Genomic DNA, 24,707 nt, shown 5'->3' with positions numbered 1-24,707 from the left:
AAAAACCGATTTGATCCGGGAGTTGGTGATGAGTAAAGAATGGCCTTTGTGGGAAGTTTTTATCCGTAGCCAGCACGGGCTGGCGCACAAGCATGTCGGCAGCCTGCATGCGCCGGATGCGGAAATGGCAATCAACAATGCGCGCGATGTTTATACCCGGCGCAATGAAGGTATCGGCATCTGGGCGGTGAAGGCGGCGGATATCGCCTCCAGCAGCCCTAGCGACAAAGCGCCATTGTTTGAACCTGCCAACAGCAAGGTTTACCGCCATCCGACATTCTTCCCGATGCCGGAAGCAGTGAAAAATCTGTAATCGCACAGGATACGGAAACGACTATGCCGAACGATAAATTCAACTATCTGCTACGCCTTGGCGACAATGCGTTGATCCTCAGCCAGCGCCTGTCGCAGTGGTGCGGCAAAGGCCCGGCGCTGGAGGAGGATATGGCACTGAGCAACGTTGCGCTGGACTTGCTCGGCCAGGCGCGCCTGTGGCTCGCCTATGCCGCTGAAGAGGAGGGGCGCGGGCGCGACGAAGACCAACTCGCCTTCTTGCGCGATGCGCATCAATTCAGCAATGTCCTGCTGGTCGAACAAGCCAACGGCAGCTATGCGGATACGTTGGTCCGGCAATTCCTGTTCGATACCTGGCACTATTTTTTGCTGCAAGGCCTGACCGCTTCGAGCGACGCGCGGATCGCCGGGATTGCGGAAAAATCGTTGAAAGAAGTCAGCTACCACCTGCGGCGCAGCAGCGACTTGATGGTGCGGCTGGGGGACGGCACGCGGGAAAGCCAGCGCAAAATGCAACGCGCGGTGGACGACATATGGATGTTTACCGGTGAAATGATGCAGAGCGATGCGCTGGATGCTGCAATGAGCGCCGCCGGCATCGCGCCGGATCCGGCTGGCGTGCGTGCATCCTGGCTGGCGCATGTGAGCGTGATATTTGATGAGGCCACATTGAACCTGCCGCCGACCGACGCCTGGATGCAAAAGGGGGGCAAGCAAGGCGTGCATACCGAGCACATGGGTTACTTGCTGGCGGAAATGCAGTTCATGCAGCGCGCGTATCCGGGGGCGCAGTGGTAAGCCCGGCGCGAATCAGCGCGCCTGATGCGCTTGAGTATACGTCTCCGGTTCCGACTCCGACCGTTGTCGATGTCTGGCACTGGTTGGCCGAAGTGCCAGACCCGGAAATTCCAGCGATCTCGATTGTCGACCTTGGCATCGTGCGTGCCGTTGCGCTGCATCGCATGGCGCTTGAAGCGGATGGGCCAGCAAACATTGCATGCGTCGTGACCATCACACCGACCTATTCCGGTTGTCCGGCAATGGCGGCAATTGCGCAGTCGATTGAAAAAATATTGCAACTTCATGGCATCGCACAGGTACGGATAGCGATGCAGCTGTCGCCTGCCTGGACTACCGACTGGATCAGCGATACCGGCAAAATCCGGTTGCGGGAATACGGCATCGCGCCGCCGGCGCAGCAGGTAATCGATATCAGCGGCATCAGTCGCGCCAGCTTCAAATCGCGGCCGGCACCGGTAGTGGCCTGTCCGCTTTGCGGCGCAGTCAATACCAGCTGCGTCAGCCAGTTCGGATCGACTTCCTGCAAGGCCCAGTACCGCTGCCTGGAGTGCATGGAGCCTTTCGACTATTTCAAGCCGCACTAGTTTTGACGTAAATAGAGCCGAGCCAAGGAGAGCCAGGTTATATGAGCAAATTTTATTCGTTGACGGTTGGCCATATAAAGAACGAGACGCGAGACAGCATTGCCGTTACCTTCGATGTGCCGGCGCAATTGAAGGATACTTTTCATTTCACGCAAGGTCAGCACCTGACCTTGCGCACCGAGATCAATGGCGACGATGTGCGGCGTTCTTATTCCATTTGTTCGGCGGTACAGGACGATGTGTTGCGGGTGGCGATCAAGAGAACCCCGGGCGGGGTCTTTTCTACCTGGGCCAACGACACGCTGAAGCACGGCTATACCTTGGATGTGATGCCGCCGATGGGGCACTTCAATACGCCGCTGGCAAGCACCAACAAAAAGAATTATCTGGCTTTTGCTTCCGGCAGCGGCATAACGCCGATGCTATCGATCATCAAGACCACACTGCAGGCGGAGCCCAACAGCCGGTTCACACTGGTGTACGGCAACCGCGCCTCGTCGACCGTCATCTTCAAGGAAGAGTTGGCGGAGCTCAAGGATAACTATCTTGAACGACTGAAGCTGGTCTATGTCATGAGCCGTGAGCAGCAGGATATCGAGCTTTTCAACGGCCGCATTACAGGTGAAAAATGCGATGAATTCTTCCGGCGCTGGATCCAGCTGGAGGACATTGACACGGCTTTTATCTGCGGCCCGGAAGACATGATGCATGCGGTATCGGCATCCCTGCAGGCGCACGGCATGCCGAAGTCGCATATCAAGATGGAATTGTTCGCCGCCAGCATCCCAAAGAAAAATCATGCGCCGCAAACGCGTCCGCTGGTCGGTCGTCAGCAATGCGAAGTCACCGTGATTATTGATGGTTACCACACCATTTTCACGATGGACAAGGAGCAGGAATCGGTGCTGGAGGCTGGGCTCAGGCAGGGCATCGACATGCGTTACTCCTGCAAGGGCGGGGTCTGCGCCACCTGTCGCTGCAAAGTGCTGGAAGGCAAAGTGGACATGGATGTCAATTACGCGCTGGAAGACTATGAAATTGCTCGCGGCTTTGTGCTGAGCTGCCAGAGCTTTCCGGTGACCGACAAACTGGTGATTGATTTCGATCAGGACACCTGATTTCTAAAAAGTATTCGCCGTGTGGTTTCAAGAATGTAGTGCAGTAGCTTTTGCCAATTCTTTCGCCCAATCCTTTGCTGATTCATCTCTCAACTGGAGACCTATTCCATGTCGCATTTCCTGTTCGAACGTCATCATAACCTGCTGCAGCAAGCGGTAAAGGCCTGTGCAACCCGCGGCTACTGGAGCCCGTTCCCGGAAGCGCCGAGTCCGCGTGCCTACGGCGAAACCGCCAACGATGACGGCAAGGCCGCATTTGAAGCGCGCTTGAACCGGCCGTTCGGTTTGAGCCAAGCCGCCACTGCCGGACAGGTCGGCAAAGAAGTGTCGCCATATGGTTTCGAACTGGGCATCACCTATCCGAAGCCGGAACTCGATCGACTGTTCGCCGCGATGCAACCCGCGGCGGTCGGCTGGCGCAAAGCCGGTCCGGAAGCCTGGGTCGGGGTCTCGCTGGAAATCCTGCATCGACTCAATCAGCGCAGCTTTGAAATGGCCTATGCCGTCATGCACACCACCGGCCAAGCCTTCATGATGGCGTTCCAGGCCGGCGGTCCGCATGCGCAGGATCGCGGCCTGGAAGCGGTGGCCTATGCCTGGGAAGAATTGCGCCGGATTCCGAATGGAGCGTACTGGGAAAAGCCGCAGGGCAAGCACGACCCGATCAAGATGAAAAAGAAGTACACCATCGTGCCGCGTGGTATCGGGCTGGTCATCGGTTGTTGCACTTTCCCTACCTGGAACGGCTATCCCGGCCTGTTTGCCAGTCTGGCGACCGGTAATGCAGTGGTCGTCAAGCCGCATCCCGGCGCGATTTTGCCATTGGCGATTACCGTCGAAGTGGCTCGTGAAGTATTGCTTGAGGCGGGCTTCGATCCTGACGTCGTGACGCTGGCGAGCAACGATCCGAGCGAACGCATGGCGTCGACATTGGCACTGCGGCCGGAAGTACGTTTGATCGACTTCACCGGCAGTTCCCAAAACGGCACATGGCTGGAACGCAACGCCCATCAGGCCCAGGTGTTCACCGAGAAAGCCGGGGTCAATCAGATCATCATCGATTCGACCGACGATTTCAAAGGCATGGTGCGCAACATTGCGTTCTCGCTGACCTTGTATTCCGGGCAGATGTGCACGGCGCCGCAAAATATTTACATACCCAAAGACGGGATAGTTACCCCGGAAGGGCATTTTAGTTTCAATCAAGTGGCGGCCGCGATCGGCGACAGCATCGTCAAGTTGACCGCCGACCCGGCCAAGGCTGTGGAAGTGCTGGGCGCAATTCAGAATGTCGGTGTCATCGAGCGGATCGAACAAGCCAGAGCCATCGGCAAAGTCGTGGTGGACAGCCAGACGCTGGCGCATCCGCAATTTCCCGAGGCCCGTATCCGCACGCCGTTGCTGTTGAAAATGAACAGCGTCGATGAAAGCAAGATCATGCAGGAATTCTTTGGGCCGATCTCGTTCGCCATCGCCACCAACGACACCGCGCACAGTATTGCGATCGCCGAAAAAGGCGTGCGTGAACACGGCGCGTTGACCTTGTCCGCATATTCCACCAATGACGCGGTGCTGGAGCAGATTCAGGATGCTGCGGAGCGGGCTGGCGTTGCCTTGTCGATCAACCTGACCGGCGCAGTTTTCGTCAATCAATCCGCCGCTTTCAGCGACTATCACGGCACCGGCGCCAACCCGGCCGCCAACGCCGCCTTGTCCGATTCGGCCTTTGTCGCCAATCGTTTCCGTGTGGTGCAAAGCCGGACTCATGTGTAAGGAATAGATCCCGCCAAGTATCCACTCTGACCGCACATCGCATACAAGGAGCCGCCCATGCGTTACGAATCCATTTTGTTCGAGCTTAAACAAGGCATTGCCCGCCTGACGTTAAATCGTCCGGACAAACTGAACAGCTTTACCGCAGCGATGCATCTTGAGTTGCGTGATGCATTGGAGCGGATCAGGGCGGATAAGTCGGTGCGGGTGCTGGTGCTGACCGGGGCCGGCCGTGGCTTTTGTGCCGGCCAGGATTTATCCGACCGAGCGGTGGCGCCGGGTGTCGATGCAGTCGATCTGGGAGACTCGATCGACAAGTACTACGGTCCGCTGGTGCTGGCACTACGCGCATTGCCGTTTCCGGTCATTTGTGCCGTGAATGGGGTGGCGGCCGGGGCTGGTGCCAATCTCCCGCTCGCTTGCGATATCGTGATTGCCGCAAAGTCGGCTAGTTTCGTCGAGGCGTTCTGCAAGCTGGGACTGATCCCGGATACCGGCGGCACTTACTTTTTGCCACGACTGCTGGGCACCGCACGAGCGATGGGGCTGGCCATGCTGGGGCATAAACTCAGTGCCGAGCAAGCCGCGCAATGGGGCCTGATCTGGAAGTGTGTCGACGACGCCGAGCTGGAGTCGGAAGTCGACCTGCTGGCGCGTCATTTCGCCGCTGCCCCGACCAAGGGCATGGCTCGCACCAAGCGCGCAATTTACGCCAGTGCCGCCAACACGCTGGAACAGCAGATCGAACTGGAGCGCGATTTCATGCGCGAGCTAGGCAACAGCAGCGATTACCGCGAAGGGGTGACAGCCTTCATTGAAAAACGCGCGCCGCAGTTTCAGGGGGCGTAGCGATGGACCGGAAAATACAGACCGCTGCGTCCGCAACCATGGCATCAAGGATCGATTCATCCCGTGTGGTTGCGGTGATCGGCAGCGGCGTCATGGGTGCCGGTATCGCGCAGGTGGCGGCGCTCGCCGGGCATCCGGTGCGACTGTACGATAGCCGCTCGCAGGCGGCAACCAAAGCTTTGGCAGAAATTCGCGCCGCCTTGCAGCGGCAGGTCGACAAGGGGCGCATGCGCGCTGCAGATGCCGATGCTGCCGGCGCGCGCATACGTGCTGCGGCTAGCCTCGACGACTTGTCCGATGCCAGTCTGGTGATGGAAGCAATTGTTGAAAATCTGGGGAGCAAGCGCCAGCTGTTCGCCGATCTGGAGCAGATCGTCAACACCACATGTATTTTTGCCAGCAACACTTCTTCCATCTCGATCACGGCGATTGCCGCGCAACTAGGCAATCCGGCGCGGCTGGTCGGCATGCATTTTTTTAATCCTGTGCCGTTGATGGAACTGGTCGAAATCATCAGCGGATTGGCGACTGAGGCGGCGGTCGCGGATACCGTGCATGCGACCGCCATCGCCTGGGGAAAGTGCGCGGTGCATGCCAAATCAACGCCGGGCTTCATCGTCAATCGGGTGGCGCGTCCGTATTACGCCGAGGGCATGCGATTGTTGACGGAACAGGCTGCGGACGCGGCCACGCTGGACGCCGTGATGCGCGAGGCAGGCGGCTTTCGCATGGGGCCGTTCGAATTAATGGATTTGATCGGGCACGACGTCAATCTGGCAGTGACGCAATCGGTGTTTGATGCCACCTTCAACGATCCACGTTTCATGCCGTCGCTGATACAGCAAGAATTGGTCAGCGCCGGTTTTCTGGGGCGTAAGTCGGGGCGCGGATTTTATCGCTACGGCATTGATGCAGTGAATCCTTGCGCGCAGTCCGAGGCAGCGCAGGCACGACCGGATGCCGGCATTGTGATGCACGCCAAGGATGCCATGGCCGAGGCGCTTGCCGCCCGCTTTAGCAACGCCGGCATCGCCGTTCGCCATCTGCCGCCGGCCGGAGCGGATCAGGTCTTGCTGGAATGCGGCGATGCCAGGCTGTATCTGACCGACGGCCGCAGCGCAACGCAACGTGCTGATGCCGAAGATTGTCCGAATCTGGTCTTGCTGGATCTGGCCTTTGACTTCAGCAAGGCGACGCGGATTGCGCTGGCCAAGGCTGACCAATGCAGCGTGGCGGCCTATCAGGCCATGGTCGGTTTGTTCCAGGCAGCGGGTTTTGCCGTGTCAGGTCTGGACGACGTGCCGGGCATGACCGTTATGCGTACCGTCGCCATGCTTGCCAACGAAGCGGCAGACGCTGTCAATCAAGGTGTTTGCGGTGTGGCCGCGGTCGATCTCGCGATGCGAAAAGGCGTCAACTATCCGCTTGGGCCGTTAGCCTGGGCGGACGCCATTGGCATTGCCAGGGTCGCCACCGTGCTGCACAACCTCGCCGATAGCTATGGGGAAGATCGCTATCGCGTCTCGCCATTGATTCGCCGCAAGCAAACCAACGGAGAGAATTTTCATGCCTAGCAGTCACGCCAAAAATCGCGTAGCCAGAATTAACTCTGCCCAGGAATTGGCAACAGCGACCGCCGCTGCGATGTTCGAACGCGATTCGGCAACGCAATCATTGGGGATACGCATTATTGATGTGGGTCCAGGTTGCGCGCGCCTGGCGATGACGGTCAGACCCGACATGCTGAACGGTCACAACACTTGTCACGGCGGCTTCATTTTTGCACTGGCGGACAGTGCGTTTGCGTTTGCGTGCAACAGCCATAACCAGCGCACCGTGGCGTTCGGCTGCTCTATCGACTATGTCGCGCCTGCTCAGCTGCACGATGTGCTGAGCGCTACGGCAGTCGAGCAATCGCTGGCAGGCCGTACCGGTGTGTACGACGTCGCCGTCAGCAATCAGGATGGGCGCTGCATCGCACTGTTTCGCGGCAGGTCTTATCGCATTAAAGGAGAAGTGATCGAGGCATCCTCAAACCCTTGAACCACCGCAAAACATTGGCAAGCACCAGCAAGCGCATTCATAACACGATGAGGAGACGTCCATGCCGCAACGCAAACCAACCCCGGCCGATCTGGAGCCGATCGAGCGCGCCAGCAAAGACGAACTGCAAAGTTTGCAACTGGAGCGCATGAAATGGTCGCTCAAGCATGCCTACAGCAACGTACCGCACTATCGCGCCAGTTTCGACAGCGCCGGCGTGCATCCTGACGATCTGAAGTCGCTGGCTGACCTGGCCAAATTTCCGTTCACCGGCAAACAAGACTTGCGCGACAACTATCCGTTCGACACGTTTGCGGTGCCGCGAGAACAAGTCGCGCGCATCCATGCTTCCAGCGGCACCACCGGCAAGCCTACCGTGGTTGGCTATACCAGGAAAGATATCGACACCTGGGCTACGGTGGTAGCGCGTTCGATCCGCGCCGCCGGCGGCCGGGCTGGCGACCTGGTGCATATCTCGTATGGCTACGGTTTGTTTACCGGCGGGCTGGGAGCGCATTACGGCGCCGAGAAACTAGGCTGCACCGTGATTCCGATGTCTGGCGGACAGACTGAAAAACAGGTGCAACTGATCCAGGATTTCAAGCCCAGCATCATCATGGTGACGCCGTCGTACATGCTCAATCTGATCGAGGAATTTACGCGCCAGGGTTTTGATCCGGTCGATAGTTCGCTTCAAGTGGGCATTTTCGGCGCCGAACCGTGGACCGATGCGATGCGGGCGGAAATCGAAGCGCGGGCTGGCATCGATGCGATGGACATCTACGGCTTATCGGAAGTGATGGGACCGGGAGTTGCCAGCGAATGCATCGAAAGCAAAGACGGCCCGGTGATTTGGGAGGACCATTTTTATCCCGAAATCATTGATTCCGATACCGGTGAAGTATTGCCGGACGGGGAGGAGGGTGAATTGGTATTCACCTCGCTGTCGAAAGAGGCCTTGCCGATCATCCGCTACCGCACGCGCGACCTGACCCGGTTGCTGCCGCCGACTTCGCGTTCCATGCGCCGGATCGGGAAAATCACCGGTCGCTCGGACGACATGCTGATTATTCGCGGCGTCAATGTGTTCCCAACCCAGATTGAAGAAATCATTCTGATGCTGCCGCAACTAGCGCCCCACTACCAGTTGCACCTGTCGCGCGACGGTCATCTGGACATGATGGAAGTCTTGGTCGAATTGCGCCAGGATGCGGCTGCCCCGTTATCGGCAAGCGAGCTGGCAGCGTTGCATCTCGATTTGCAGCACCAGATCAAGACCTATGTCGGCATCACCACCAAGGTGCATATTCTGGCGGCCGGTCGGATTGAGCGCACGGCGGTCGGCAAGGCCCGGCGCGTGATCGACAAGCGTCCAAAATCGGCCCCGCTCTATGTTGGTGCATGAGCTTTGTTTCGATTTAGAGAAAGTCTTAGCCGAGCAGGTTTTTCTTGCCAGTAACTCCCTCGGGATGCCGCAGGTTAACAGCAATGAAGCGTTGCAAATGTCGATTGCGATGAACCGCGGCAGCGAAAGCAACATCGTCTCTTTTTCCAAAAGCGGTGTCCGGAGTTGTGAAGCAGCGTTGCGGAGCGCCGCCATCTCGTCGCCCTGCATGGCTTGATTTTTTCAAAGACGGATGCGCTTTCGGCGCGATCCGTCTTATGTCGGTTTTGAATGGAGACTTGTAATGACTGCTTTTATTTGTGACGCAATACGCACGCCGTTTGGACGTTACGGCGGCGCCTTGGCCGGCGTGCGGGCCGACGATCTCGGGGCGATTCCGATCAAGGCGCTGATCGAACGCAATCCCGCTGTCGATTGGGCAGCCGTGGACGATGTTTTCTATGGTTGCGCCAATCAAGCCGGGGAAGATAACCGCAATGTAGGCCGCATGTCGGCATTGCTGGCTGGCCTGCCGGTCGACGTGCCGGCCAATACCATCAATCGGCTGTGCGGCTCCGGTCTGGACGCGATCGGCATCGGCGCTCGTAGCATCAAGGCCGGCGAGGCCGACTTGATCATCGCCGGCGGCGTGGAAAGCATGAGCCGGGCGCCGTTTGTGATGGGCAAGGCCGAGTCGGCGTTTTCGCGTGCCGCAAAAATCGAAGACAGCACGATAGGCTGGCGTTTCGTCAATGCCTTGATGAAGGACAGGTATGGCATCGATTCGATGCCCGAAACTGCAGAGAACGTGGCGCAGGATTTCAATATCAGTCGCGCCGATCAGGACGCTTTTGCTCTCCGCAGTCAACAGCGCTGGCGCAAGGCGCACAGCATCGGCGCGTTCGACAATGAAATCGTGACGCTCACCTTGCCTCAAAAAAAGGGAGAGCCCCAAATATTCTCCCGCGATGAACAGCCGCGACCGGACTGCACGCTGGAGTTGCTGGCCAGATTAAAAGGCGTCGTGCGTCCGGATGGCACGGTCAGTGCCGGCAATTCATCCGGGGTCAACGATGGCGCTTGCGCGTTATTGCTGGCATCGGATTCCGCCGTCAGGCGTCACGGCCTGACACCGCGCGCCCACGTGCTGGGCATGGCAACTGCAGGATTGGCGCCGCGGATCATGGGGTTCGGGCCATCGCCGGCGTCCAGAAAGGTATTGGCGCTGACCGGTTTGACGCTGGGACAGATGGATGTGATCGAACTGAACGAGGCTTTTGCCGCGCAAGCATTGGCCGTGACGCGCGATCTGGGATTGCCGGATAACGCCGCACACGTGAATCCGAACGGCGGCGCGATCGCGATCGGCCATCCGCTCGGCGCGTCCGGCGCACGGCTGGTGACGACTGCGCTGAATCAGCTGGAGCGAACAGCGGGGCGCTACGCGCTGTGCACGATGTGCATCGGGGTTGGCCAGGGGATCGCAATGGTGATAGAGCGCGTTTAGGGCACCTCTAAAAACCTACTGCAGGGTTTGGCAAGCCCGCCAATCTCGGGGCTGTGATGCTCGCCGTACCTCCGTATGACTCCGCTTCTCGCCCCGACCTTGGGCCGCTCGCTACGGTTTTTAGAGGTGCCCTTTAGCAGAAAAGATCCAATTAACACTAAATCGAAAGGTGGATAGACATATGGCAGGGGACTTCATGAGAAATGCCGTCATCGCGGCATCGCTGGCGCTGACATTGAACGCCGCCGTCAATGCGGCGGAACCGATCAAGATCGGCTCCGTGCTGTCCGTGACCGGCACCGCAGCATTCCTGGGCGATCCGGAACTGAAGACCCTGCAAGTCTATGTCGACAAAATCAATGCCGACGGCGGCGTGCTGGGACGCAAGCTGCAACTGATCAGCTATGACGATGCCAGCGATGCCGGCAAGGCCAATGGTTTCACCAAGCGGCTGATCGAGGCTGACAAGGTTGATTTCATCATCGGCGGCACGACTACCGGCGCCACCATGGCGATGGTGCCGCTGGTGCAAAAAGCGACAATCCCGTTTATCTCGCTATCGGGGGCGGTGGTGGTGGTCGAACCGGTCAAGAAATGGGTGTTCAAAACCTCGCATACGGATCGGATGGCGGCCGAGAAGATTTTTGAGGATATGAAAAAGCGCGGCCTCAGCAAGGTCGGCCTGCTGTCCGAAACCAGCGGCTTCGGCCAATCCGGGCGCAAGGAAACGCAAAGCGTGGCAGCGCAATACGGCATCACGCTGGTGTCCGACGAGACCTATGGTCAGAAGGATACCGACATGACTGCGCAGCTGACCAAGATCAAGGGGCAGCCCGGGGTGCAGGCGATTCTGGTGTTCGGCCTGGGGCAGGGGCCGGCCGTGGCGACCAAGAACTACGGCCAGCTTGGCATGCATGCACTACCGCTGTACCAGTCGCATGGCGTGGCCTCCGAGGAATACATCAGGCTTGCCGGCGTCGCCGCTGAAGGAGTGCGCCTGCCGGCGCCGGCGCTGCTGATTGCCGATGCTTTGCCGGCCGCCGATGCGCAAAAGGCGATCGTGACCTCGTACCGGAAAACCTATCGCGACCGTTACAAGGTGGAGCCATCGAGTTTTGGCGGTTACGCGCTGGATGCATTGACGCTGGCGGTCGATGCGATCAAACGTGCCGGCTCGACCGACAAGGAAAAGGTGCGCGACGCGCTGGAGACAGCACGCGGGGTGGCGGGTACGGCAGGCGTCATCAATATGTCGGCCAAAGATCATATGGGGCTCGATCTGAGTGCGTTCCGCATGGTCGAAGCAAAAGGCGGCAAGTGGCAGCCGGTCAATTGATGGTGCTCGTGATGCGCGGCTGCGAGCGGCGACTCGCGTAGTTTTTCGCCGCATCCCCGTATCAGTAACCTGGTACCAAGCGTCATCGTTTCAGCATGATCAAAGGAGGTTGCGTGCTTTCCCAATTCCTGCAGTTTCTATATTCAGGCATCACGGTCGGAGCGGCGTATGCGCTGGCAGCGCTGGGCTTTACGATTATTTACAACACCAGCGGCGTCATCAATTTCGCGCAAGGCGAATTCATCATGCTGGGCGGCATGTTGAGCGTTGCGCTGGTCGCGACCGGTGTGCCGCTACCGTTGGCAATCGTGCTGGCGGTAGCCGCTACCGGATTGGTCGGCCTGTTGATCGAAAAGGTGGCGATTGAGCCGGCCGGGGATGCCGAGGTGGTGACGCTGATCATCATCACCATCGGCGCTTCGCTGACGATACGTGGCCTGGTTGAAATCTGGCTCGGTAAAGGCACGCATAGCCTGCCTGCTTTCTCGGGCGACACGGCGATCAGTCTGCTGGGGGCGACCTTGCTGCCGCAAAGCTTGTGGGTGCTCGGCGTGACGCTGTTGATTGTGATGCTGCTGGGCTGGTTCTTCGGCCGCTCCTTGCTGGGCAAAGCCATGCTGGCAACCTCGTATAACCGGCTGGCGGCGCAACTGGCGGGCATCAATACCCGCTGGATCCTGTTGTGTTCGTTCGGGGTGTCGGCGGTGCTCGGCGCCATCGGCGGCATCCTGATTGCACCGATTACCTATACCTCGTATGAGATCGGCATCATGCTGGGCTTGAAAGGATTTGTGGCGGCGGTGCTGGGCGGCTTGGGAGGCGGTGCCGGTGCGATTGCCGGCGGCTTGATCCTGGGCGTGGCCGAGGCGATGACCGCCGGTTATATCTCTTCCGCATATAAGGATGCGGTGGCGTTTGTATTGATCCTGCTGATTCTTTTCTTTATGCCGCGCGGCTTGTTTGGCGCCAAGGTGGCGGAGCGCGTATGACACACTTTATCTCCCGTCATGCCGGCTTGATGGTGCTGGCCGTGCTGCTGGCGCTGTTGCCGCTGGTCTTGCCGAATAGTTTTTATGTCGACGTCGCGATCCGCATCGGCATCAATGCGATCGTCGTGATCGGCCTGAATTTACTAATGGGCTACACCGGGCAGATCAGTCTCGGTCATGCCGGTTTTTTCGGGATCGGCGCTTATGCCTCTGCCATCCTGACCAGTCATTTCAACTGGCCGTCGCCATTGGCGCTGGCTGCAGGCGCGGCGGCGACCGGGGTTCTGGCTTTTGTCGTGGCGCGTCCAATTCTCCGCTTGAAAGGGCACACGCTGGCGATGGCGACGCTTGGGCTGGGCATCATCATCTCGATCGTGATTACCAATGAGGCGCAATACACCGGCGGGCCGGACGGCTTGGCGGTATCGCCGCTTGCCGTATTCGGCTGGGAGCTGGTCGGCGAGAGGCGCTGGTATGCGGCGATTGCGGTGTTGTTGTTCCTGACGGTATGGGGTGCCGTCAACCTGATCGATTCTCCTAGCGGCCGTGCCTTGCAAGCGATCCACGGTTCGGAGATTGCGGCTCGAGTGGCGGGCATCGATGCCCGTCGCGTCAAGGTAAGGATCTTCGTGCTGTCGGCCGTCATCGCCAGTATTGCGGGCAGCCTCAGCGCCCACTATGTCGGTTTTGTCACGCCGGGCATTGCGGGGTTTTTTCATTCCATCGAACTGGTGACGATGGTAGTGGTGGGCGGCATGGCGTCGATATTCGGTTCGCTGGCGGGGGCGGCATTGTTGACTGTCCTGCCGCAATTCCTGTCGGCCTTCGAGGGATGGGAGACGGTGGTGCTGGGCGTGATCCTGATGGCGGTGATGATCTTCCTGCCGCGCGGCCTGGTCCCGAGCTTACGGCACGGTTTTGCCAAGGGAAGGGGGTGACCATGCTCGCCATCCGCGCTCTCAATAAAACCTTTGGCGGCATCAAGGCAATCCAGGACATTAGTTTTTCGATCAAGGCCGGCGCCATTCATTCCGTCATCGGGCCCAACGGCGCAGGTAAAACGACGCTGTTCAATCTGATCACCGGCGTCTATGCGCCGAGCAGCGGCGAGATCCTGTTTTGCGATGAGAATGTGGCCGGCAAAGCGCCCGAGCAGCTGGCCCGGCGCGGCATGAGCCGCACTTTCCAGAACCTGCAGGTATGCATGAATATGCGCGCCATCGACAATGTGATGGTGGGTGCGCATTTGCGCCTGGATCAAGGTTTGCTGCCAGCCATTTTCCGCACCTCGGGCATGCGGCGCGCCGATCGCCTGTGTCGCGATGAAGCGGCGCACGTGATGCAGTTTGTCGGTGTCGGCCGCTATCTGGATGTGGATGCCAGCCAGATGCCCTACGGCGCGCTGAAGCGCCTGGAAATCGCCCGGGCCCTGATGGCCAAACCCAAAATGCTGCTGCTGGATGAGCCGGCGGCCGGCTTGAATCATACCGAAACCGGTGAAATCGAAACACTGATTGAAAAGATTGCCGCCTCGGGCGTGACCGTGGTGCTGGTCGAGCATGACATGAAGCTGGTGATGAATTTGTCCGATCACATTTCGGTATTGAATTATGGGAAAAAGCTGGCGGAGGGAAGTGCTGCGGAAGTGCGCGCCAATCCTGACGTGATTGCGGCCTATCTTGGCGCAACAACTTAAGGGGGAGCGGCGATGGAAGTTATTGAAAAATCAGGCGGTAAAGCGGACGTGATGCGAGCAGCGCCTGAGCATGTCGATACGGCAGACCGGCAGCGCGCTCCGATGGCACTGGAAATCAAGGGCTTGACCAGCCATTACGGCCGGATTCAAGCCTTGCATGGTCTGGACATCCAGATCGGGGAAGGGCAGCTGGTGGCGCTGGTCGGCGCCAATGGCGCGGGCAAGACGACGCTGCTGAGGGCGATTTCCGGTGTGTTGCCGGTGAGCGGCGGGACGATCCGCTTTGGCGATGCGGACATTACACGCATGCGTCCGGAGCGAAGGGTGCGGGCCGGCATTTGCCAGGTGCCGGAAGGACGGCAAGTGTTCGGTCCGATGTCGATTGAAGACAACTTGCGTCTGGGTGCGTTCAGCCAGCCCAAAGCCAGGCTGGCCGAGGATATCGACAGGATGTATGCGCTGTTCCCGATTCTGAAAGAGAAGCGGCGACTGGCTGCCGGGATCTTGTCCGGCGGCCAGCAGCAGATGCTGGCAATGGCGCGGGCCTTGATGGGGCGGCCCAAACTGCTGTTGCTGGATGAACCGAGCATGGGACTGGCGCCGTTGCTGGTGGCGGAGATTTTCAGCATCGTCAAGAATTTGAAGGCGCAGGGCATCACGATTTTTCTGGTTGAGCAAAATGCCAATGCGGCGCTGTCGATTGCCGACACCGGCTACGTGATCGAAACCGGGAAAATATTGTTTTCGGGGCCGGGCCGGGATTTGCTCGATAACGAACAGGTGCAGAACGCTTATCTCGGCATGTAGAGGGTGCCCTTCAATGCATCTGAAACAGGCTGGCTTTTATAACTTCTCGAGCGGTATTTAAGCAATATGAATCCCTATCAAGACCTATTGACGGACACGGTGGGAGGCAGCGTTTTGCTGCTTACGCTGAACCGGTCCGATGCGCGCAATGCCTTGCGCAACAACACCTTGCGCGAACTTGCTGCAGCGCTGGCGCAGGCGGAACAGGATAGTGCGGTCCGGGTTGTCGTCATCACAGGCGGTCCCAAAGTATTTGCGGCCGGGGCCGATATCAAGGAAATGGCGCAGCTGGATGCGATCGGCGCATTGACCGATCCCCGGCCGCAGTACTGGAAAGCCATCGCGTCATTTTCCAAACCATTGATCGCTGCGGTTAACGGCTACGCGCTGGGCGGCGGCTGCGAGTTGATGATGCACGCCGATATCGCGATTGCCGGTGCCGGGGCCAGATTCGGCCAGCCGGAAATCAATCTCGGCACCATGCCAGGCGCGGGCGGCACGCAACGCCTGATTCGTACCGTAGGCAAACCGCTGGCGATGAAAATGGTGCTCAGCGGCGAGATGCTGGATGCCGCCGGGGCATTGGCGGCCGGCTTGATTGCCGAAGTCACGGCAGACGAACAGACCATCGAGCGCGCATTGGCGCTGGCAACAACCATCGCCGCCAAATCGCCGCTGGCCGTCAGGATGGCCAAGGAGGCGTTGCTGAAATCGTTTGAAATGGGATTGGATGCGGGACTGAATCTGGAGCGGAAGTCGTTTTCATTGCTGGCCGCCAGCGCTGACCGACAGGAAGGGATAGCCGCTTTTCTGGACAAGCGGCAGCCGGTGTTTGCAGGAAATTAATTTCAACGGGTAAGTTAAATTGATGGCCTCAATCATCCCGGAATGATGGTGTCGTAAAATTGCTTGGGGTCTTGGAGCGGAGATGGTGCTGCCGGTACGCCATGAGCCGTCCTAATGGAATGGGCAAAAGGGTTGGATGCCGTGCCGCAAAGACTGGGTTTGGATGGCGATAGCTTTTCTGTATTGGCTCAAAACAAGTATTCAAGTTACTATTTTGGTGCTTTAAGGCAATATTCTTGCAGTGGCTCATGTGCATGCCATGGCAACGGATGTTAGAACCAGAACCTTGATGGACTTTATATCGCACAGCCGATGAGCACGCCAATTTCCCATGGCAGGGCCGTTCCCCGGCCGTTATTGTTTGATAAGGGTTTATCGCCGGCGACGCAGCTAGCCACGGCCTACCAGCGCCGACGCGCGATGTGGATCTGTGTTGCGATCGCCTTGGGCACGATGCTGTTGATACCCGTCGCCGGAATCCCGTGGCCGCGTTTTCCCGCCTTTCTTCCTGCCTTTCAGACGGCTGCCATGGTGGCCTATTTCATTACCGCTTATCTCATCTTTGGACACTATCGGGCGACCGGGTCGGTTGACCTGTTGTACCTGAGCAGCGGCTGCCTCTATACCGGCGGCATTCTGGTCGCGCAGTTCCTGGCCATGCCCGGCATGTTCCTGCCGCAAGGGAGACTGATTGGGGGAGACCAGACCGCCATCTGGCTGTGGGTCTTCTGGCATGCCGGCCCGACCATGGGCATGCTGTTTTATGCGGTCGGCGAGTGGCGCCGTCCAGGTCTGGTGGTCACGGATTCCGAGCGGATGGCCCGGCGCTTCGGAGTAGTTCTGGTGCTTGCCCTTGCGGCAAGCATTGCAGCGGTAACGGTATTTCATCATCTGCTGCCGGTGCTTGAGATGAATGGCGATTTTAGTCATACCACCACTACCGAGGTCGCTCCCGCGCTGCAGTTGATGACCGCGGCGACACTGGTTTTGCTGTGGCGTGTCACGCGTTTCCGTACCGTTTTGCAAGTGTGGCTCGGCGTGGCCTTGATTGCCTTGTTATTCGACAACGTGATTACCATGGCTGGCGGCAGCCGCTTCTCGGTCGGCTGGTACGCTGGCCGCTTCAACGCTTTGGTGGCGGCCACTGTGTTGCTGCTGATTTATCTGCGAGAGATCAATCATGTCTATCTGAAGACGGTGGAAGATGCACGCTTGCTGGCCGCATCCAACGCGCTGCTTGAAGTCAAGGTCGATCAGGCGCGCCTCGATGACTTGACCGGCCTGCCTGGCCGCGCCTTGTTCCTGGAGTTGGCCGAGACGCTGCGCGCTCGTAGTATGCTCAATGGACAGGCGGTGGCGGTGCTGTTCATCGACCTGGATGGCTTCAAATGGGTCAACGATAATATGGGGCACGAGCGGGGCGACGTGGTGCTGGTGGAGGTGGCGGAGGCGCTGCGTACCGTACTGAGGGATATCGACGTCGCCGGACGTGTCGGCGGCGATGAGTTTGTCGTCTGTCTGGTGGCCCCTGCTGCGGTAATCAAGGCGACTGCGACCGCGGTAGCAGGGCGTATTGTCAACCGGGTGGCGGCGATTGGCGATGGCATCGGTTGCAGTGTCGGCGTCACCTTGTGCGATGCGGATAGCCTGGAGTGGGATTCAGCGCTGCGTCAGGCCGATGAGGCAATGTATCGGGCGAAGAGGCATGGCAAGAGTCGTTTCGCAGTGTATGACCATCCTTCTTTCGACGAAGCTGCCTTATTTTGACAATGCGCTTATCGTCTACCGCCGCCAGATAAAATGAATACCCGATTCTGAGGAGCTGCGATGAAGCTGACTAATTTCGATCCCTATCCATATCACGTCTGGACGGTATCCGCGTCCGGCACCGAGCCCTGGGAAGGGTGGTACGAGATATATGAGGCCGATCACAAAACATCGCGGTCCGGACCTAAGAAATTACCCCATCTGTTTCCCACCAAAGATGCAGCGCACGCTGCTGCAGAGGCGGAAGTGCGGCGGGAGATAGAACATTCGGAGCATTCAGCCGGGGGCTAAATCAGGACTTGGATTTTGCTTTGCGATTGCAGATAAATGCGCACCCCTGAAAGCAGAAAAGCCACTTACATTTCTGTAAGTGGCTTCGATACTGCTTATTCGTGGTAGGCCGTGCGGGATTCGAACCTGCGACCAACGGATTAAAAGTCCGCTGCTCTACCAGCTGAGCTAACGACCCGAAAGACCGCTATTATAGGGAAGGTGTTTGTGGGTGTCAAACCTATATGCGATTTTATTTCTTAAATTCGCCAAATTTTTATTCGGCCGCTATTTGATCGTGGTTAAACGTTCTTTCGCAGTTTGTGCCGCCGGGGTATTCGGGTATTGCGCGATCACTTGTTCCAAGGTTTTTTTGGACGATGCCTTATTCTTCAGCTCGATATAGCAGCTGGCGATATTCAGCAGCGCATCGGCGGCCTTGGGACTGTCGGGATACTTGCTGACGACGACCTGTTGGGCCGCAATCGCGTTCTTGTAATCGCGCAGCGCGTAATACGTATTCCCTAGCCAGTACTGCGCCAACGGGACCAGGTCCGACGTCGGGTGAGCACGTACAAAGTCGGAAAACGCCGCACCCGCACCTTTATAATCTCCGGCCTTGAATGTCGCCAGCGCCGCGTCATAGGCTTTTTGCTCGTTCGCGCCAACGCTGAGCTCCTTGCCGTCTACGGTCACTTTTTGCGGCTCAAGCTTGCGCAGACGGGTGTCCAGATCGACGTAGAAATCTTTCTGGCGCTGCTGCGTATTCGCCAATTCATTGGTCAGCACTTCAATCTGCCCGCGCAGCTTGGCGATTTCCTGGTTCAGGCGATCGTTTTGATCGGCCAGATTGAGTGTGCTGGCTTTGTCTGCCTTGGTGTCGACGCGTGCATTGACTGCCTCGATCTTGCTGCGAATATCGAGTATCGCGCGGCGCGCTTCGTCGTCGTCAAACAAGCCCGCGTGTGCCGTCGGGGCGAGAGCGACTGCGGCCAGCAAGGCCGCAGTCGCCGTAACGTTGGAGAACGTCCGCATGATTATTGGTAAGCGATGTCGGAGCGGCGGTTCTCAGCGTAAGACGCTTCGTCGTTGCCGAGTGCCTTAGGCTTTTCTTTGCCGAACGAGACGGCTTCCACCTGTGCATCCGATACGCCTAACAGCACCAATGCCTTGCGCACTGCTTCTGCACGCTTTTGTCCCAATGCCAGATTGTATTCGCGACCGCCGCGATCATCGGTGTTGCCCTGGATGACGATCTTGACACTCTTGTGAGCGATCAGGTATTGGGCATGCGCTTCGACCAGCGATTTGAATTCATCTTTGACTATGTAGCTATCGAAGTCGAAGTAAATGCTGCGCTTGGCGAGAACCCCTTGCGGATTGTTCAATGCACCTGTCGTGCTGGCTTCGACCGGGTTGACTGCGCGGGAATCTGTGCTGGTGCCGGCGCCGGTGCTGCTGCGATCTTCAACCGGTACCTTGTTGTCCAGTTTGACAGGGGAGGAGCAGGCTGCCAGCACAATGGCGCCGGCGACGATGAGGGCGAAATTTCTGATATTGAACATTTTTATTCTCCAGGGTGGTAAGTCAACGGTGATTCAAAGTTATTGCACGATTATTTCATGAATGGACCCCAGGTAGGCTCGCGGATATCGCCTGCCTGCATCGTCAGGCGCTGCTTGACGCGGCCATCGATCGAGACTACTGCCAGCGAACCGCGGCGACCGGATTCGGTCGCATACATGATGTATTTGCCATTCGGCGAGAAGCTCGGCGATTCGTCTTTGACGGTATCCGACAAGCGCTGTTCCTGGCCGTTGCTCAAATCCAGTGCATACAATTGGAAGCGGCCTTCACGCCGCGAAATATATGCCAGGGTCTGGCCGTCCGGCGAAATCCGTGGGCTGATGTTGTAGTTGCCGCCAAAGGTGACGCGCTGGGCATCGCCGCCGGTGGCGCTCATCTTGTAGATTTGCGGGCCGCCGCTGCGGTCGCTGGTGAAGTAGATGGTTTGACCGTTTGCCGAGAATTGCGGCTCGGTGTCGATGCCGTTGGTATTGGTCAGGCGGCGCAAGCCGGTGCCGTCGGCGTTGACCACATACACTTGGGTCAGGCCGTCGCGGGCCAGCGCGATCGCCAGCTTGCTACCGTCCGGCGACCAGGACGGCGCCGAATTGCTGCCCTTGTAATTGGCGACGATGGTGCGCTGTTTGGTGATCAGATCCTGGACGTAGACGACCGGTTTTTTTGCTTCAAACGAGACGTAGGCAACCTTGGTGCCGTCCGGCGACCAGGCTGGCGAAATAATCGGTTCATTGGAGCGTAGCGCAACCTGGGTGCCTTCGCCGTCGGCGTCGGCGATTTCGAGACGGAATTCCTTGCCGGCCTTGATGACATAAGCAATCCGGGTCGCGAAGGCGCCGCGTGCGCCGATCAGTTTTTCATAAATGTCGTCGGCAATTTTGTGTCCCGTCACGCGGGTGTATTGCGGCGGGGCCGCCATCGCCAATGCCGACAACTGCGCCGACTTTACCGTGTCGAGCAGCCGGTAGCGGACATCGAAGCGACCGTCTGCCAGGCGTTGCACGCTGCCGACCACCAGCGCATCGGCGCCGCGTGATTTCCAGTCGCTATAGTTAATTTGCGCCACCTCGGAGAGGACGTCGCCGGTATCGATAATCTTGAAAAAGCCGCTGCGTGCCAGGTCGGCCTTGATGATGGCGGTGATTTGTTGCGGAGCGATGTTTTCGTTGCTGAAGCCGGCAATCGCGATCGGGATCTGGCTGGCGCCGACGCCTGTGATTTCAACTCTCAACTGCGCGTGCACCAGGCTGGTGAACGTCAGTCCGATGACGGCAAGAATGCGAAGCAGATTTCTTTTCATGGCTGGTTACTCTTCTTTCGGTTTATTGCTTACGACAAAATTGGGCGGCACGACACCGGATTTGTTTTTTGGGAAAGGCGCCGATCTTTCAATCGCGCGCTTGATTGCTTCGTCGAAGCCGGGCACCCCGGAGGCTTTGGTCTTGCTGATGCCCGAGATCGAACCATCCGGCAACAAGTCGACTTTGTATTCTACTGGAGGGTTCCCGACCAATCCTTCCGGCACGGCGAAGCTGCTGTTTGACTTGATCTTGGCGGCCAAACGCTGACCATAGCCCGGATCGCCGCGCGGACCTTGCGATTGGGCCGCGCTGCCGGTGCTGTTGGCGGCACCGGTACCGACCGCCTGACCCAGCATGCGTTTCAGTTCGTCATCGTGACGCTTGTTTTCGAGTGCGGCGTCGGCAGCGGCCTGCTGTTTTTTCTTTGCATCCGCTTCGGCTTTTTGCTTGGCCTTTTCTTGGGCCGCAAGTTTGTCTTTGGCAGCTTTCTGCTCGGCTTCGGCCTTCAATTTCTCTTTGCGTTCTTCTTCAGCCTGATGTTGCAGGCGCTGTTTTTCCAACTGCTCCTGGCGTTCGCGCTCCTTGCGCTCCTGTTCCTTGCGTTTTTTTTCCTGTTCCAGTGCGATTTCAGGATTGATGACGGGCGGCGTAACCACCTTCGGCGGCGGCGGGGCTTGCTTGACGATCGGTTCCGGCTTGGGCTCGGGTACTGGGATCGGTGGCGGCGGCGTCGGTGCGGCCTCGCGGATTTGCGGGCTCCAGAGTTCGGCCTCGACCGCAATCGGCTGCTTGCTTTGCCAATTCACGCCAACCCATAGGAAGGCCAGCAACATGGCATGCACCGTCATCGCCAGTGCGATGGCGCGCCAGCGGCCGGGTTCTTTTGGTACCAAATACGGGGAATTGCCTGTCATAACCGGATCATCACTTTGTTGCTAGTCCGACGCGGTTGATGCCTAGCGTTTTGGCTTCGGAAATCACCTTGATCACGTCATCGTATTTGATGTCTTTGTCGGCTGAAATCATGACCGCCAGATCGGGCTTGTCATCATGTAATGCTTGCAATTTTTGCTTCAAGCGATCGCCGGGCACGCTTTCCGCAGGACTCAGGCCGCTCTTTTGGCCGTTGATGCGGATGCTGGTCTGACTGCCGGGCTTCAATGTGATTTCAATGTATTCGGTGGGCGGCGTGGCCGACCGCGCCGCGTTGGGCAGATTGATGACGCTGGGGTTGGTCAACGGTGCGGATACCATGAAAATCACCAGCAACACCATCATCACGTCGATGTACGGGACGACGTTGATTTCCGCCTTGAACTTGCGGGTGCGGCCGCCGCGCATGGAAGAGAAGCCCGACATTAGCGTGCCTGCCGCTGCAAGATGTTGGAGAACTCTTCGATGAAGCTTTCGAAGCGGATGGCCAGACGGTCGACGTCGTGCGAAAAACGGTTGTAGGCGACCACTGCCGGGATCGCCGCAAACAGGCCGATCGCTGTTGCAATCAAGGCTTCGGCGATGCCGGGCGCGACTGCCGCCAGCGTAGCTTGCTGGACGTTGGCCAAGCCGCGGAATGCATTCATGATGCCCCAGACGGTACCGAACAGGCCGACATACGGCGATACCGAACCGACCGAGGCGAGGAATGCCAGGTGCGATTCCAGGCCGTCCATTTCACGCTGATAAGCTGCGCGCATCGCGCGTCGCGCACCGTCCAGCAGGGCGGCGGAATCGGCGCTGCCCTTGTAGCCGAGCGAGGCCTGGACCTTGTTGAACTCGTCCATGCCGGATTCAAAGATGCGTTCCAGGGCGCCGGTTTTTCCCGCGCCTTTGCGACGATTCGATGTTGCGTCCTGGTAGAGGGCGGTCAGATTGCCGCCGGACCAGAATGCGCGTTCGAATTCTTCGGTCTGGCTGCGGGCGCTTCTGATGGCAAACATTTTGCGAAAAATGTAAGTCCAGCTCATGACCGATACTGCCAGCAGCAGCAGCATGACAAGCTGGACTAATACGGAAGCGTTGGTAATCAGGGTGATAAACGAAAGATCTTGTGTGACAGTCATGGATAGCGGTCTTGAGGAGTGGTCTTAGGTTTAAGCTGCGGACTCAAACAGGGGGTTATTTTGTAAAGTCGTTATTTCAAGTTTTGCTGCCAGGGCAGGCTCATCTATTTATATGGGCTCGCACTGCGCTTGCAGTATCGGCTTGCTTATCGGTTTGATTTTTTCCAATACCTGCTTGGGTATCGCCTGCGGCCGGAACCCATCTGCATTCACGCAGACCACGGTGATGTGACCGGTAGCCAGCAGTTTTGGCGTCTCATCACCGAGGCGCCAAGCCTGCTGGATGAATTCGACCGAAACACGGCTGACCCGTTCGACCACGACTGTTAAATTCAGTTCATCGTCAAGCCGCGCCGGTGCATGATAGTCAACTGTGGTGTTCTTGACGACAAATATCACGCCATCGGTTTCTTCCAGCAAGCGCTGCTCAACTCCGGCGGCACGCAGCCATTCGGTACGCGCACGCTCGAAAAATTTAAGGTAGTTGGCGTAAAACACCACGCCGCCGGCATCGGTGTCTTCGTAATACACCCGCACCGGCCATCTGAAACCTCGATTCGCCGCCGATGCTGTCATTGCTGTCATGCTCATAGGATCAGTTGCGCTTGATGCTCATTCCGGCGAAACCTTGGCAATTCGGCATCATTTCTATCCGGTTGATGCACACATGCGCCGGCAAGGTGGCAACCCAATAGGCGGTTTCTGCGATATCCGCAGCCGTCAACGGCTGCGTGCCTTCGTAGACCTTGGCGGCGGCTTCGTCGTTACCCCGGTAACGGACATTCGAAAATTCCGTGCCGCCGCACAAGCCCGGCGCCAGATCGGTCGCGCGCACGCCGGTGCCGACCAGGTCGGCGCGTAGATTCAAGGTGAATTGTTTGACGAATGCCTTGGTCGCACCGTACACGTTGCCGCCGGGGTAGGGGTATTCGCCGGCGATGGAGCCGAGGTTGATAATCGTGCCGCGCGCCCGCGCCACCATGCCCGGCAGGACCAGCCGGGTCATCGTGACCAAACCTTTGCAGTTGGTCTCTATCATGGTTTCCCATTCTTCCAGCGAGGCTTGCTGGGCGGATTCAACACCCAACGCCAAGCCCGCATTGTTGACCAGGACGTCGATTTCCTGCCATTCCGGGGGCAAGGCCGCCAGCGCGCCGCTGATCGAATGCTTGTCGGTAACATCCATCACGATAGTCAATACGGCGGCGCCCAACTCGGCGGCCAGCGCATCCAGGCGCTCCTTGCGGCGGCCGGTAGCGATTACCCGGTGGCCGTTTTGGGTGAATTTGCGTGCCATTTCGGCGCCGAAGCCAGCTGTTGCGCCAGTAATTAAGACGATCATGATTCATGCTCCTGTTATTGCAATGCGCGATAGCCCGAAATTGTAGCCCAAACCGCACTGCACCCCTATTGGCAATCGCTCAATGCCCCAAAACAATGGCGCCGGCGTAACCGGGCTGCGGGCATTGCGGCACGCCTGTGTTGCTGAAAACTAGCCCTTCACTTACAATACGACGACCATTTCGTCTCACGTAACTGGCGAAAAATCCGGACTGACGCTGACTCTAAAGATGGCATTGGCTTCCGGTAATAGGTGGGGTTCCACCGGGAAGCGTGAGATTTCATCCGCCGTGCGCCTGGGCAGCCCGAATGGAACTTACGACTGAGGCTGCCGCATTTCCCATTTTTACTATGGCC

General features: G+C 58.3%; 27 protein-coding genes, 1 tRNA gene and 1 riboswitch. Of the genes, 19 read left to right on the top strand and 9 right to left on the bottom strand.

Annotated elements, in window-relative coordinates; genetic code table 11:
- Positions 1-28: 28 nt before the first annotated feature.
- The 19 genes from paaB to ACFPM8_RS17860 all read left to right on the top strand — a co-directional run bounded on the left by paaB (position 29) and on the right by ACFPM8_RS17860 (position 18,085).
- A complete protein-coding gene (paaB, locus tag ACFPM8_RS17950) occupies positions 29-313 on the top strand; it encodes a 1,2-phenylacetyl-CoA epoxidase subunit PaaB (protein ID WP_378999517.1) in 285 nt (94 codons plus the stop codon).
- 23 nt (positions 314-336) lie between these two features.
- Positions 337-1,092 carry a 1,2-phenylacetyl-CoA epoxidase subunit PaaC gene (gene paaC, locus ACFPM8_RS17945; protein ID WP_378999515.1) on the top strand — a complete coding sequence of 252 codons (756 nt, stop codon included), beginning with the start codon at positions 337-339 and terminating at the stop codon, positions 1,090-1,092.
- A gap of 11 nt (positions 1,093-1,103) precedes the next feature.
- On the top strand, positions 1,104-1,679 hold the full coding sequence (paaD, locus tag ACFPM8_RS17940; protein ID WP_379000242.1) for a 1,2-phenylacetyl-CoA epoxidase subunit PaaD: 576 nt from the start codon (positions 1,104-1,106) through the stop codon (positions 1,677-1,679).
- A gap of 41 nt (positions 1,680-1,720) precedes the next feature.
- Entirely contained in the window at positions 1,721-2,797 is a 1,077-nt protein-coding gene (gene paaE, locus ACFPM8_RS17935) for a 1,2-phenylacetyl-CoA epoxidase subunit PaaE (protein ID WP_378999513.1), read from the top strand.
- 108 nt (positions 2,798-2,905) lie between these two features.
- The gene (gene paaN / locus ACFPM8_RS17930) at positions 2,906-4,570 is read left to right on the top strand and encodes a phenylacetic acid degradation protein PaaN (RefSeq protein ID WP_378999511.1); all 1,665 of its coding nucleotides are present in this window, start codon (positions 2,906-2,908) and stop codon (positions 4,568-4,570) included.
- 57 nt (positions 4,571-4,627) lie between these two features.
- Positions 4,628-5,419 (top strand): 2-(1,2-epoxy-1,2-dihydrophenyl)acetyl-CoA isomerase PaaG, encoded by a 792-nt coding sequence (paaG, locus tag ACFPM8_RS17925; protein WP_378999509.1) that lies wholly within the window; start codon positions 4,628-4,630, stop codon positions 5,417-5,419.
- A gap of 38 nt (positions 5,420-5,457) precedes the next feature.
- Positions 5,458-6,993: a 3-hydroxyacyl-CoA dehydrogenase PaaH gene (gene paaH, locus ACFPM8_RS17920; RefSeq protein WP_378999507.1), complete on the top strand. Its 1,536-nt coding sequence runs from the start codon at positions 5,458-5,460 to the stop codon at positions 6,991-6,993.
- Positions 6,986-7,462, top strand: a complete 477-nt coding sequence (paaI, locus tag ACFPM8_RS17915) for a hydroxyphenylacetyl-CoA thioesterase PaaI (protein ID WP_378999505.1) — start codon at positions 6,986-6,988, stop codon at positions 7,460-7,462. The genes paaH and paaI overlap by 8 nt, the downstream gene beginning before the upstream one ends.
- A 61-nt stretch (positions 7,463-7,523) precedes the next feature.
- Complete coding sequence (gene paaK, locus ACFPM8_RS17910) at positions 7,524-8,867, top strand: phenylacetate--CoA ligase PaaK (protein WP_378999502.1); 1,344 nt, start codon at positions 7,524-7,526, stop codon at positions 8,865-8,867.
- Positions 8,854-9,084, top strand: coding sequence for a hypothetical protein (locus tag ACFPM8_RS17905; protein ID WP_378999500.1), 231 nt, complete (start codon positions 8,854-8,856; stop codon positions 9,082-9,084). Before paaK ends, ACFPM8_RS17905 begins: the two co-directional genes overlap by 14 nt.
- A 66-nt stretch (positions 9,085-9,150) precedes the next feature.
- The gene (pcaF, locus tag ACFPM8_RS17900; protein ID WP_378999498.1) at positions 9,151-10,353 is read left to right on the top strand and encodes a 3-oxoadipyl-CoA thiolase; all 1,203 of its coding nucleotides are present in this window, start codon (positions 9,151-9,153) and stop codon (positions 10,351-10,353) included.
- Between the two features lie 196 nt (positions 10,354-10,549).
- On the top strand, positions 10,550-11,689 hold the full coding sequence (locus tag ACFPM8_RS17895; RefSeq protein ID WP_378999496.1) for an ABC transporter substrate-binding protein: 1,140 nt from the start codon (positions 10,550-10,552) through the stop codon (positions 11,687-11,689).
- Between the two features lie 113 nt (positions 11,690-11,802).
- Entirely contained in the window at positions 11,803-12,678 is an 876-nt protein-coding gene (locus ACFPM8_RS17890) for a branched-chain amino acid ABC transporter permease (RefSeq protein WP_378999494.1), read from the top strand.
- A complete protein-coding gene (locus ACFPM8_RS17885) occupies positions 12,675-13,616 on the top strand; it encodes a branched-chain amino acid ABC transporter permease (protein WP_378999492.1) in 942 nt (313 codons plus the stop codon). The genes ACFPM8_RS17890 and ACFPM8_RS17885 overlap by 4 nt, the downstream gene beginning before the upstream one ends.
- Positions 13,617-13,618: 2 nt before the next feature.
- Entirely contained in the window at positions 13,619-14,374 is a 756-nt protein-coding gene (locus ACFPM8_RS17880) for an ABC transporter ATP-binding protein (RefSeq protein ID WP_378999490.1), read from the top strand.
- Positions 14,375-14,476: 102 nt separating this feature from the next.
- Positions 14,477-15,181: an ABC transporter ATP-binding protein gene (locus ACFPM8_RS17875; RefSeq protein ID WP_379000240.1), complete on the top strand. Its 705-nt coding sequence runs from the start codon at positions 14,477-14,479 to the stop codon at positions 15,179-15,181.
- A 66-nt stretch (positions 15,182-15,247) separates the two neighbouring features.
- Complete coding sequence (locus ACFPM8_RS17870) at positions 15,248-16,027, top strand: enoyl-CoA hydratase-related protein (RefSeq protein ID WP_378999488.1); 780 nt, start codon at positions 15,248-15,250, stop codon at positions 16,025-16,027.
- Between the two features lie 420 nt (positions 16,028-16,447).
- The gene (locus tag ACFPM8_RS17865; RefSeq protein ID WP_378999486.1) at positions 16,448-17,794 is read left to right on the top strand and encodes an MASE4 domain-containing protein; all 1,347 of its coding nucleotides are present in this window, start codon (positions 16,448-16,450) and stop codon (positions 17,792-17,794) included.
- Positions 17,795-17,854: 60 nt separating this feature from the next.
- On the top strand, positions 17,855-18,085 hold the full coding sequence (locus ACFPM8_RS17860; RefSeq protein WP_378999484.1) for a hypothetical protein: 231 nt from the start codon (positions 17,855-17,857) through the stop codon (positions 18,083-18,085).
- Positions 18,086-18,187: 102 nt separating this feature from the next.
- Here ACFPM8_RS17860 and ACFPM8_RS17855 read toward each other — a convergent pair.
- The 9 genes from ACFPM8_RS17855 to ACFPM8_RS17815 form a co-directional block, all read right to left on the bottom strand.
- Positions 18,188-18,263: transfer RNA gene (locus ACFPM8_RS17855), tRNA-Lys, on the bottom strand.
- An 89-nt stretch (positions 18,264-18,352) separates the two neighbouring features.
- Positions 18,353-19,099 (bottom strand): tol-pal system protein YbgF, encoded by a 747-nt coding sequence (ybgF, locus tag ACFPM8_RS17850; RefSeq protein WP_378999481.1) that lies wholly within the window; start codon positions 19,097-19,099, stop codon positions 18,353-18,355.
- 2 nt (positions 19,100-19,101) lie between these two features.
- A complete protein-coding gene (pal, locus tag ACFPM8_RS17845; RefSeq protein ID WP_378999480.1) occupies positions 19,102-19,629 on the bottom strand; it encodes a peptidoglycan-associated lipoprotein Pal in 528 nt (175 codons plus the stop codon).
- A 50-nt stretch (positions 19,630-19,679) separates the two neighbouring features.
- Positions 19,680-20,948, bottom strand: a complete 1,269-nt coding sequence (gene tolB, locus ACFPM8_RS17840) for a Tol-Pal system beta propeller repeat protein TolB (RefSeq protein ID WP_378999478.1) — start codon at positions 20,946-20,948, stop codon at positions 19,680-19,682.
- A 6-nt stretch (positions 20,949-20,954) separates the two neighbouring features.
- On the bottom strand, positions 20,955-21,863 hold the full coding sequence (gene tolA / locus ACFPM8_RS17835) for a cell envelope integrity protein TolA (RefSeq protein ID WP_378999476.1): 909 nt from the start codon (positions 21,861-21,863) through the stop codon (positions 20,955-20,957).
- A gap of 10 nt (positions 21,864-21,873) precedes the next feature.
- Complete coding sequence (locus ACFPM8_RS17830; RefSeq protein WP_378999474.1) at positions 21,874-22,308, bottom strand: ExbD/TolR family protein; 435 nt, start codon at positions 22,306-22,308, stop codon at positions 21,874-21,876.
- Positions 22,308-23,009, bottom strand: coding sequence for a protein TolQ (gene tolQ, locus ACFPM8_RS17825; RefSeq protein ID WP_378999473.1), 702 nt, complete (start codon positions 23,007-23,009; stop codon positions 22,308-22,310). Before tolQ ends, ACFPM8_RS17830 begins: the two co-directional genes overlap by 1 nt.
- Before the next feature lie 108 nt (positions 23,010-23,117).
- Positions 23,118-23,600, bottom strand: a complete 483-nt coding sequence (gene ybgC, locus ACFPM8_RS17820; RefSeq protein WP_378999471.1) for a tol-pal system-associated acyl-CoA thioesterase — start codon at positions 23,598-23,600, stop codon at positions 23,118-23,120.
- Between the two features lie 4 nt (positions 23,601-23,604).
- Positions 23,605-24,351 carry an SDR family oxidoreductase gene (locus tag ACFPM8_RS17815; RefSeq protein WP_378999468.1) on the bottom strand — a complete coding sequence of 249 codons (747 nt, stop codon included), beginning with the start codon at positions 24,349-24,351 and terminating at the stop codon, positions 23,605-23,607.
- A gap of 180 nt (positions 24,352-24,531) precedes the next feature.
- Positions 24,532-24,659, top strand: a riboswitch (ZMP/ZTP riboswitch).
- The last annotated feature ends 48 nt before the right edge of the window (positions 24,660-24,707 follow it).

The organism is Paraherbaspirillum soli (genome assembly GCF_042654985.1).
GTDB classification, from domain to species: domain Bacteria; phylum Pseudomonadota; class Gammaproteobacteria; order Burkholderiales; family Burkholderiaceae_D; genus Paraherbaspirillum; species Paraherbaspirillum soli.
The sequence above is the reverse complement of the archived record's forward strand: the minus strand, read 5'-3'. Positions and strand labels throughout refer to the sequence as shown.